This is a genomic window from Actinoplanes awajinensis subsp. mycoplanecinus (assembly GCF_001509495.1).
Classification (GTDB): domain Bacteria; phylum Actinomycetota; class Actinomycetes; order Mycobacteriales; family Micromonosporaceae; genus Actinoplanes; species Actinoplanes palleronii.
On sequence record NZ_LLZH01000319.1, the window covers coordinates 40,235 to 50,693 of the forward strand.

General features: G+C 69.9%; 10 protein-coding genes. All 10 read left to right on the forward strand.

Annotated features, from left to right (window positions below; all coding sequences use genetic code 11):
• The first annotated feature begins 10 nt into the window (after positions 1–10).
• Positions 11–1,135 (forward strand): glutamine-hydrolyzing carbamoyl-phosphate synthase small subunit, encoded by a 1,125-nt coding sequence (gene carA, locus ADL15_RS43230; RefSeq protein WP_232344911.1) that lies wholly within the window; start codon positions 11–13, stop codon positions 1,133–1,135.
• 5 nt (positions 1,136–1,140) lie between these two features.
• A complete protein-coding gene (gene carB / locus ADL15_RS43235) occupies positions 1,141–4,452 on the forward strand; it encodes a carbamoyl-phosphate synthase large subunit (RefSeq protein ID WP_067705067.1) in 3,312 nt (1,103 codons plus the stop codon).
• Positions 4,449–5,477: a quinone-dependent dihydroorotate dehydrogenase gene (locus ADL15_RS43240; protein WP_067705070.1), complete on the forward strand. Its 1,029-nt coding sequence runs from the start codon at positions 4,449–4,451 to the stop codon at positions 5,475–5,477. Before carB ends, ADL15_RS43240 begins: the two co-directional genes overlap by 4 nt.
• On the forward strand, positions 5,474–6,748 hold the full coding sequence (locus tag ADL15_RS43245; RefSeq protein ID WP_067705073.1) for an adenosylmethionine--8-amino-7-oxononanoate transaminase: 1,275 nt from the start codon (positions 5,474–5,476) through the stop codon (positions 6,746–6,748). The genes ADL15_RS43240 and ADL15_RS43245 overlap by 4 nt, the downstream gene beginning before the upstream one ends.
• A gap of 21 nt (positions 6,749–6,769) precedes the next feature.
• Entirely contained in the window at positions 6,770–7,600 is an 831-nt protein-coding gene (gene pyrF, locus ADL15_RS43250; protein WP_067705075.1) for an orotidine-5'-phosphate decarboxylase, read from the forward strand.
• A gap of 174 nt (positions 7,601–7,774) precedes the next feature.
• Positions 7,775–8,092 (forward strand): integration host factor, actinobacterial type, encoded by a 318-nt coding sequence (gene mihF, locus ADL15_RS43255; RefSeq protein WP_067705076.1) that lies wholly within the window; start codon positions 7,775–7,777, stop codon positions 8,090–8,092.
• A gap of 32 nt (positions 8,093–8,124) precedes the next feature.
• Complete coding sequence (gmk, locus tag ADL15_RS43260; protein WP_067705099.1) at positions 8,125–8,742, forward strand: guanylate kinase; 618 nt, start codon at positions 8,125–8,127, stop codon at positions 8,740–8,742.
• 12 nt (positions 8,743–8,754) lie between these two features.
• Entirely contained in the window at positions 8,755–9,018 is a 264-nt protein-coding gene (rpoZ, locus tag ADL15_RS43265; RefSeq protein ID WP_067705078.1) for a DNA-directed RNA polymerase subunit omega, read from the forward strand.
• Positions 9,019–9,089: 71 nt separating this feature from the next.
• Positions 9,090–10,337 carry a bifunctional phosphopantothenoylcysteine decarboxylase/phosphopantothenate--cysteine ligase CoaBC gene (coaBC, locus tag ADL15_RS43270; protein WP_067705081.1) on the forward strand — a complete coding sequence of 416 codons (1,248 nt, stop codon included), beginning with the start codon at positions 9,090–9,092 and terminating at the stop codon, positions 10,335–10,337.
• Positions 10,338–10,345: 8 nt separating this feature from the next.
• A partial coding sequence (locus ADL15_RS52220; RefSeq protein WP_157441224.1) for an S-adenosylmethionine synthetase N-terminal domain-containing protein occupies positions 10,346–10,459 on the forward strand: 114 nt, incomplete at its 3' end.

The following is a 10,459-nucleotide window of genomic DNA, read 5'->3' on the forward strand; positions in this document are numbered from 1 at the left end:
TTTGTCGGGAGTGCGGCGTAGCCGCCTGGCCAGCCCAGCAATTCTGGTGCTCGAGGACGGGCGCAGTTTCGCCGGCACGGCGTACGGCGCCGTGGGCGAGACGTTCGGCGAGGCGGTGTTCACCACCGGCATGACCGGGTACCAGGAGACGCTGACCGACCCGTCGTTCCACCGGCAGGTCGTGGTGCAGACCGCGCCGCAGATCGGCAACACCGGCGTCAACGACGAGGACGACGAGTCGGACCGGATCTGGGTGGCCGGCTACGTGGTCCGCGACCCGGCCCGCCGCCCGTCCAACTGGCGCGCCACCGGTGACCTGGGCGAGCGCCTGGCCGCCGAGGGTGTCGTCGGGATCAGCGGCATCGACACCCGCGCCCTGACCCGGCACCTGCGCGACCGCGGCGCGATGCGGGTCGGCATCTCGTCGCTCGACCTCGACCCGGCGGCGCTTGCCGAACGGGTCCGCAGCCAGCCGCAGATGCTCGGCGCGGACCTCTCCGCGCAGGTCAGCACCGGCGAGCGGTACATCGCGAAGGCTGACGGCGAGCACCGCTACACGGTCGCGGCCCTGGACCTGGGGATCAAGCGCAACGTGGCCCGCCGGCTCGCCGCCCGCGGCGTGACCACGCACGTCTTCCCGGCCTCCGCCTCGATCGAGGAGCTGCTGTCGGTGAGCCCGGACGCGGTCTTCTTCTCGCCCGGCCCGGGTGACCCGGCCACCGCGGACGGCCCGGTCGCGCTGGCACAGGAGGTGATGCGCCGCCGGGTGCCGCTGTTCGGCATCTGCTTCGGCAGCCAGATCCTCGGCCGCGCGCTCGGCTTCGGCACCTACAAGCTCGGCTACGGCCACCGCGGCATCAACCAGCCGGTGCTCGACAAGACCACCGGCAAGGTCGAGGTGACCAGCCACAACCACGGCTTCGCGGTCGACGCCCCGATCGGCGAGGTGACCGACACCGAGTTCGGTGGTGTCGAGGTCTCGCACGTCTGCCTCAACGACAACGTGGTCGAGGGCCTGCGTGGCCTCGACGTGCCCGCGTTCACCGTCCAGTACCACCCCGAGGCCGCTGCCGGCCCGCACGACGCCGACTACCTGTTCGACAGGTTCGTCGAGCTCGTCGAGAAGAAGGGCTGAGCCCCGTGCCGAAACGTGAAGATCTCAAGCACATCATGGTGATCGGCTCCGGCCCGATCGTCATCGGGCAGGCCTGCGAGTTCGACTACTCCGGCACCCAGGCGTGCCAGGTGCTGCGCGCCGAGGGGCTGCGCGTCTCGCTGGTCAACTCCAACCCGGCCACGATCATGACCGACCCGGAGTTCGCCGACGCCACCTACGTCGAGCCGATCACCCCGGAGTTCGTCGAGCTGGTCATCGCGAAGGAGCGCCCGGACGCGATCCTGGCGACCCTGGGCGGCCAGACCGCGCTGAACACCGCGATCGCCCTGCACGAGAACGGCGTGCTGGAGAAGTACGGCGTCGAGCTGATCGGCGCCAACGTCGAGGCCATCCGCAAGGGTGAGGACCGGCAGCTGTTCAAGGACGTGGTCGCGAAGGCGGGCGGTGAGACCCCTCGCTCGCGGGTCTGCCACTCGATGGACGAGGTCCGGGCGACCGTCGCCGAGATCGGTCTGCCGGTCGTGGTGCGCCCGTCGTTCACCATGGGCGGGCTCGGCTCCGGCATGGCGCACAACGACGCGGACCTGGAGCGGATCGCCGGTTCCGGCCTGGCCGCCTCCCCGGTGACCGAGGTCCTGATCGAGGAGAGCGTGCTCGGCTGGAAGGAGTACGAGCTCGAGCTGATGCGCGACAAGCACGACAACGTCGTGGTGGTCTGCTCGATCGAGAACATCGATCCGATGGGCGTGCACACCGGCGACAGCGTCACCGTGGCGCCGGCCATGACGCTCACCGACCGTGAGTACCAGAAGCTGCGTGACCTGGGCATCGCGGTGCTCCGCGAGGTCGGCGTGGACACCGGCGGCTGCAACATCCAGTTCGCGATCAACCCGGACGACGGCCGGATGATCGTGATCGAGATGAACCCGCGGGTCTCCCGCTCCTCGGCGCTGGCGTCGAAGGCCACCGGCTTCCCGATCGCCAAGATCGCCGCGAAGCTGGCCATCGGTTACACCCTCGACGAGATCCCGAACGACATCACGCTCAAGACGCCCGCCGCGTTCGAGCCGGCGCTCGACTACGTGGTCGTCAAGATCCCGCGGTTCGCGTTCGAGAAGTTCCCCGGTGCCGACCCCGAGCTCACCACCACGATGAAGTCGGTCGGCGAGGCGATGAGCCTGGGCCGCAACTTCTCCGAGGCGCTGAACAAGGCGATGCGCTCGATGGAGACCAAGGCGGCCGGTTTCTGGACCGCGCCGACCTTCACCGACGTGGACGAGGCCCTGGCCGCGCTGCGGGTGCCGCACGACGGCCGGCTCTACACGGTCGAGGCCGCGCTGCGGCTGGGCGCCACCGTCGAGCAGGTGCACCAGGCGAGCGGCCGGATCGACCCGTGGTTCCTGGACGAGATCCAGGCGCTCGTCGACCTGCGCGCCGAGATCCTGGCCGCGCCGGTGCTCGACGAGGAGCTGCTGCGCAAGGCCAAGCGCGCCGGGCTCTCCGACAAGCAGCTCGCGGCGCTGCGGCCGGAGCTGGCCGGCGAGGACGGCGTCCGCTCGCTGCGGCACCGCCTCAACGTGCGCCCGGTCTACAAGACCGTGGACACCTGCGCGGCCGAGTTCCAGGCGGACACCCCGTACCACTACTCCACGTACGACGAGGAGACCGAGGTCGCGCCGAGCGACCGGCCCAAGGTGCTGATCCTGGGCTCCGGCCCGAACCGGATCGGCCAGGGCATCGAGTTCGACTACTCGTGTGTGCACGCGGTCATGGCGCTGCGCGCGGTCGACTACGAGACCGTCATGGTCAACTGCAACCCGGAGACGGTCTCCACCGACTACGACACCGCCGACCGGCTCTACTTCGAGCCGCTCACCTTCGAGGACGTCCTCGAGGTGTTCCACGCCGAGGACACCTCCGGCAAGGCGGCCGGCGGTCCCGGTGTGGTCGGCGTGATCGTCCAGCTCGGCGGACAGACCCCGCTCGGGCTGGCGAACCGGCTCAAGGCGGCCGGCCTGCCGATCGTCGGCACCTCTCCGGAGTCGATCGACCTGGCCGAGGACCGCGGGCTGTTCGGCACGCTGCTGGCCGAGAACGGGCTGCGCTCGCCGGACCACGGCACCGCCACCTCGTTCACCGAGGCCAAGGCGATCGCCGACACGATCGGTTACCCGGTGCTGGTCCGGCCGTCCTACGTGCTCGGCGGCCGGGGCATGGAGATCGTTTACGACGAGCCCACGCTGCGCGGCTACATCGAGCGGGCCACCGAGATCTCCCCGGACCACCCGGTGCTCGTCGACCGGTTCCTGGACGACGCCATCGAGATCGACGTGGACGCGCTCTGCGACGCCACCGGCGAGGTCTACCTGGGCGGCGTGATGGAGCACATCGAGGAGGCCGGCATCCACTCCGGCGACTCGGCCTGCTCGCTGCCGCCGATCACGCTCGCGGCCTCGCACATCGCCGAGGTACGCCGGTACACCGAGTCGCTGGCCCGGTCGATCGGCGTGCGCGGCCTGATGAACGTCCAGTACGCGCTCAAGGACGAGAGCCTCTACGTCCTGGAGGCGAACCCGCGCGCCTCGCGGACCGTGCCGTTCGTCTCCAAGGCCACCGGCGTGCAGCTCGCCAAGGCGGCCGCCCGGATCATGCTCGGCGCCACCATCGCCGAGCTGCGCGCCGAGGGCATGCTGATCGCGGACCGCGACGGCGGCTCCACCCCGCCGCACGCCCCGATCGCCATCAAGGAGGCGGTGCTGCCGTTCAAGCGGTTCCGTACCCCGACCGGCAAGGGGATGGACAGCCTGCTCAGCCCGGAGATGAAGTCGACCGGCGAGGTGATGGGCATCGACGCCGGGTTCGGCCAGGCGTTCGCCAAGTCGCAGGCCGCCGCGTACGGCTCGCTGCCGACCAGCGGCAAGATCTTCGTGTCGGTGGCGAACCGGGACAAGCGGGCGATGATCTTCCCGGTCAAGCGCCTCGCCGATCTGGGCTTCACCATCGTCACCACGGCCGGCACCGGCGAGGTGCTCAGCCGGTACGGCATCGACTGCGAGGTCGTGCCGAAGCACTACGAGAGCCCGGGGCAGAACGCCGTCGAGCTGATCCTGGCCGGCCAGATCGCCCTGATCATCAACACCCCGCAGGGCTCCGGCGCCAGCGCCCGCCAGGACGGGTACGAGATCCGCAGCGCCGCGGTCACCGCCGACATCCCGTGCATCACCACGGTGCCCGGTGTGGCCGCCGCGGTGATGGGCATCGAGGCCCTGATGCGCGGCGACATGCAGGTCCGGCCGCTGCAGGAGTTGCACAAGCTGCTGCGGGGCACCGCATGAGTCTGTTCGCGCGCGCCGTCCGGCCGGTGCTGTTCCGGCTGGGCGGCGGTGACGCCGAGAGCGCGCACGAGTGGACTCTGCACCGGCTCGCGTCGATGCCGCCGGCCGCCCGTGAGGTGATGCGCCGCCGGTACGCGTTCTCCGCACCGGTCGAGGCGTTCGGCGTCCGGTTCCCGAACCGGGTCGGCCTGGCCGCCGGGATGGACAAGAACGGTCTGGCGCTGCCCGCCTGGCCGGCCCTCGGGTTCGGCTTCGTCGAGGTGGGCACGGTCACCGCCAAGGCGCAGCCGGGCAACGACCGGCCGCGGCTGTTCCGCCTCCGCGAGAGCGAGGCGATCATCAACCGGATGGGCTTCAACAACGCCGGCGCGGCCGCCCTGGCCGCGCGGCTGGCGGAGCTGGGTCCGATCGGGGTGCCGCTCGGCATCTCGCTGGGCAAGTCCAAGGTCACCCCGCTGGACGAGGCGGTCGAGGACTACCTGGAGTCGTACCGGCTGCTGCACCCGTACGCCGACTACATCGCGGTGAACGTCTCCTCGCCGAACACGCCCGGCCTGCGCAGCCTGCAGGACCGGGACTTCCTGAGCACGCTGCTCAAGGAGCTCAGCGGCCCGGTCCCGGTGCTCGTGAAGATCGCCCCGGACCTGACCGAGCCGGCCATCGCCGAGCTGCTCGAGGTCTGTCTGGAGCACGGCGCGGCCGGCCTGATCGCCACCAACACCACGCTGGCCCGGGACGATCTCGCTCCGGGTGACCGGCACCTGGCCACCGAGACCGGCGGGCTGTCCGGCAAGCCGCTCACCGAGCGGGCCCGCGCGGTGGTGCAGTTCGTGCACGACGAGACCGGTGGCCGGCTGCCGGTGATCGGGGTCGGCGGGATCCTGTCCGCCGACGACGCCACCCGGATGCTGGACGCCGGCGCCACCCTGGTGCAGCTCTACTCCGGCTTCATCTACAAGGGGCCGGACCTGGTCAAGGCGGTCGCGCAGAGCGCCCGCCCGTCCCGGGCGGCCGCGGCGCGATGACCCCGGCCGGGCGCGATCTGCTTGCGCTCGACCGGGCGCACGTCTGGCACCCGTACGGCCCGATGCCCGGCCGCAACGATCCCTATCTGGTCCAGAGCGCGGCCGGGGTCCGGTTGCGGCTGGCCGACGGCCGGGAGCTGGTCGACGGGATGTCGTCCTGGTGGGCGGCCGTGCACGGGTACCGGCACCCGGTCCTGGACGCCGCGCTGACCGACCAGGCCGGCCGGATGAGCCACGTGATGTTCGGCGGGCTGACCCACGAGCCGGCGATCCGGCTGGCCGCCACGCTCGTCGAGCTCACCCCGCCCGGCCTGGAGCACGTCTTCCTCTGCGACTCCGGCTCGATCGGGGTCGAGGTGGCGATCAAGATGGCGCTGCAGGCGCAGCGGGCGCTCGGCCGGCCCGGGCGGCAGAAGCTGGCCACCTGGCGCGGCGGGTACCACGGCGACACGTTCCACCCGATGAGCGTCTGCGACCCGGAGGGCGGCATGCACGCGCTCTGGACCGGGGTGCTGCCCGCCCAGGTCTTCGCGGATCCGCCGCCCGCGGCGTTCGAGCAGGCTTACGCCGACTCGTTGACGGATCTCATCGCACGGCACGAGGGCGAACTGGCCGCGGTGATCGTCGAGCCGGTGGTCCAGGGGGCCGGCGGGATGCGCTTCCACGACCCGGAGTACCTGCGCGTGCTGCGGGAGGTGACCGCCGAGCACGGGATCTTCCTGATCTTCGACGAGATCGCCACCGGCTTCGGCCGGACCGGGCGGTTCTTCGCCGCCGACCACGCCGGCGTGAGCCCGGACATCATGTGCCTGGGCAAGGCGCTCACCGGCGGCTACCTGACCCTCGCCGCCACGCTCTGCACGCCCGAGGTGGCCGCGGCGATCTCGGCCGGCGAGGGTGGCGGGCTGATGCACGGGCCGACGTTCATGGGCAACCCCCTGGCCTGCGCGGTGGCCAGCGCGTCGCTCGGGTTGTTGAGCGACGGCCGGTGGGCTCACCGCGTACGAGATATCGAAAGCTCTCTGCGAAGCGGCCTGGAACCGCTCCGCGGCGCGCAAGGGGTCGCGGACGTGCGGGTCCTGGGCGCCATCGGCGTCGTCCAGTTGGACCATCCGGTGGACATGGCGCGGGCGACGGCCGCCGCGGTGGCCGCGGGCGTCTGGCTGCGGCCGTTCCGGGACCTGATCTACACCATGCCGCCGTATGTCACGGACGACGCCGATATGGCCCGCATTACCGCGGGAATCGCCGCCGCGGTGGCGGCTAGCTGACACGGGAGAGGGAACTGCCGCATGGAAACCTTCGGAGAACGACTGCACGCCGCTATCACTGAGCGGGGACCGCTGTGTGTCGGCATCGATCCGCACGCCGCTCTGCTCGCTCGCTGGGGCCTCTCCGACGATGTCGCCGGCCTGGAACGCTTCGCCCGTACGGTGGTCGAGGCGCTGGCCGATCGGGTGGCTGTGCTGAAGCCGCAGTCGGCGTTTTTTGAGAGATTTGGGTCACGTGGCATCGCTATTCTTGAGTCAACTATCCGACAGTCTCGCGAGGCCGGAGCGCTTGTCCTGCTCGACGTGAAGCGGGGCGACATCGGGTCGACCATGGCCGCTTATGCGGCCGCATATCTCGATTCGGGCAGTACTCTGCGCTCCGACGCGATTACTGTGAGTCCCTATCTCGGCGTCGGTTCTTTGCGGCCGGCGTTCGATCTCGCGACCGCCACCGGCGCCGGAATTTTCGTTCTCGCGCTGACTTCCAACCCGGAGGGCGCCTCGGTGCAGCACGCCGTCGGTCCTGGTGGGACGACCGTGGCGCAATCCGTGATCGACGAGATTTCCCAGCTCAACGCGGGTGTGAGCCCGCTCGGAAGTTTCGGTCTGGTGGTGGGCGCGACGATCGGAAAGACCGGCCACGACCTGTCCGCGGTGAACGGCCCGCTGCTCGCTCCGGGCCTCGGAGCGCAGGGCGGAACCCCCGACGACCTGCGCGCGGTCTTCGGCGAGAGCCTGCACAACGTGTTGCCCTCGTACTCACGGGAAGTTCTGTCGGCGGGACCCGGTATCGGCGATCTTCGGGCTGCCGCGGAGCGTGTTCTGGAGGACGTCCGAACTGCTCTCGGGTGAAAGAGCCTGCGTATTGCGGTGCGAGTCGGGGTACCCCCACGTTGCCGAAAGCGCCGCTGACCGCTAGTTTTCCCGGCGCCGGGAACCACATGCCCCTTTGGTTCCCTGGCACACCACGTTTCACAGAAGCGCCGGTATTGAACCACCGCCGCGATAGGGACCTGAGGAGAACTGGTGCCGCTCCCGTCACTGAGCCCCGAACAGCGCGCTGCCGCGCTCGAGAAGGCTGCGGAAGTTCGCAAGGCTCGGGCTGAGCTGAAGGAACAGCTCAAGTCCGGCAAGACCACCCTCGCCGCCGTGCTTGACCGCGCGGAGGGCGACGAGGTCGTCGGCAAGCTGAAGGTCTCGGCCGTGCTTCAGGCGCTGCCGGGCATCGGCAAGATCCGGGCGACCCAGATCATGGAGAAGCTGAAGATCGCTGAGAGCCGTCGGCTCCGTGGTCTCGGCGACCAGCAGCGGAAGGCCCTCCTGGGGGAGTTCGCTGCGAACTGACTCATCGGCTCGTGTAGGAATGAGCCGTGAGCATGGATGACGACGCGCGCCCGGCAGCACGACTCACTGTTCTTTCCGGCCCTTCCGGGGTCGGGAAGGACAGTGTGATCGAGCTGATCCGGGCGCGCTCGCCTTGGATCAGGTTGTCGGTGTCGGTCACGACACGGAAGAAACGCGACTACGAGACCGACGGCGAGCACTATCACTTCGTGACCCGGTCCGAGTTCCAGCGCCTGATCGATGGTGATCAGCTACTGGAGTGGGCGGAATTCGCGGGCAACCTCTACGGGACGCCCCGCGCGCAGGTCGAGGGCTGGCTCCAACAGGGCCGGCCCGTTTTGTTGAAGATCGACCTGCAGGGCGCCCGCCAGGTGCGGTCCGCCATGCCGGAGGCCCGCTTGGTCTTCCTGGCCCCACCCAGCGTCGAAGAACTCCAGCGCCGGCTGATCGGCCGGGGCACCGACGACGAGGAGACCATCCGGCGCCGGCTGGCCCACGCGGACGAGGAGCTCGCCGCGGAAGCCGAGTTCGACAACACGGTGGTGAACGACTTCGTCGAACGGGCCGCCGATGAGCTGGTAAGCTTGCTCGGTTCGTCATACTTAGCGCCCGTGTCACTTCTCGGGCCAGCCTCAGCAAACGAGCATTAAGGAATTCTCAACGTGGGAACTGTCGCCAACCCCGAGGGCATCACCAACCCGCCGATCGACGAGCTGCTGGACAAGACCTCGTCGAAGTACTCGCTGGTGATCTTCGCGGCCAAGCGCGCCCGCCAGGTCAACGCCTACTACAGCCAGCTCGGCGAGGGTCTGCTGGAATACGTCGGCCCGCTGGTCGAGACCACCCCGCAGGAGAAGCCGCTCTCCATCGCGATGCGGGAGATCAACGCCGGCCTGCTGACCGCAGAGCCGACCGACCACCCCTGATCCACATCATGCGATCCCGCGTCCCAGCATCATGGGCGCGGGATCGACTTGTTTCTACGAGGTGAGGCGCGGTGACCGAGGTCGTCCTGGGGGTGTGCGGCGGGATCGCCGCGTACAAGGCCTGTGAGCTGCTGCGGCTGTTCACCGAGTCGGGCCACGGGGTGCGGGTGGTGCCGACCGCCTCGGCGCTGCAATTCGTCGGCGCGCCGACCTGGGCCGCGCTCTCCGGCCGCCCGGTCACCACCGAGGTGTGGGACGACGTCCACGAGGTGCCGCACGTGCGCATCGGCCGGGCCGCCGAGCTGGTCGTGGTCGCGCCGGCCACCGCCGACATCCTGGCCAAGGCCGCGCACGGCATCGCCGACGACCTGCTCACCAACACCCTGCTGACCGCGACGTGCCCGGTGGTCTACGCGCCGGCGATGCACACCGAGATGTGGGAGAACGCCGCGACCAGGGCGAACGTGGCGACGCTGCGGTCCCGGGGCGCGATCGTCATCGAGCCGGCCGTCGGCCGCCTCACCGGCAAGGACACCGGCAAGGGCCGTCTTCCGGATCCTGCGGAGATTTTTTCGTACGCGGTGCGCGTGCTGCGCGCCGCCGCCCAGGACCTGGCCGGCCGGCACGTGGTGGTGACCGCGGGCGGCACCCGCGAACCGCTCGACCCGGTCCGGTTCCTCGGCAACCGCTCGTCCGGCAAGCAGGGTTACGCCCTGGCCCGCGCGGCCCTGGCCCGCGGCGCGAAAGTGACGTTGATCGCGGCGAACGTGGCGCTGCCCGACCCGGCCGGTGCCGATCTGATCCAGGTGGGCACCACCGAGGAACTGCGTAAGGCGACCGTCGACGCGGCCGCCTCGGCCGACGTGGTCGTGATGGCGGCCGCCCCGGCCGACTTCCGCCCGGCCACCGTCGCCGAGCAGAAGATCAAGAAGACCGACGACGGCCTGCCCGCCCCGATCGTCCTGGTCACCAACCCGGACATCGCCGCCGAGCTGGGCGCCGCCAAGCGGCCCGGCCAGGTGCTCGTGGCGTTCGCCGCCGAGACGCACGACGCCCTCGAACACGCCCGGGCGAAATTGCGCAAAAAACGGGCGGACCTGATCGTCGTTAACGAGGTGGGCGTCGACCGCGTCTTCGGCCAGGACCGGAACACCGTGACTGTGCTGGGCGCGGACGGTTCCACCGACGAACTCGAGGAACTCTCTAAAGACGATGTGGCGGATAGGATTTTTGACCACGTCGTGGTCCGCCTGGATGCCCAGGTAGGCCACGTCGGTCACCCTGATTACACTTCCGCGAAACCTGTATTCGACAACTGAGGAGCACCGTGGCACGCCGTCTGTTCACTTCCGAGTCGGTCACGGAAGGCCACCCGGACAAGATCGCTGACCAGATCAGCGACGGGATTCTCGACGCCCTGCTCGCACAGGACCCGCGCAGC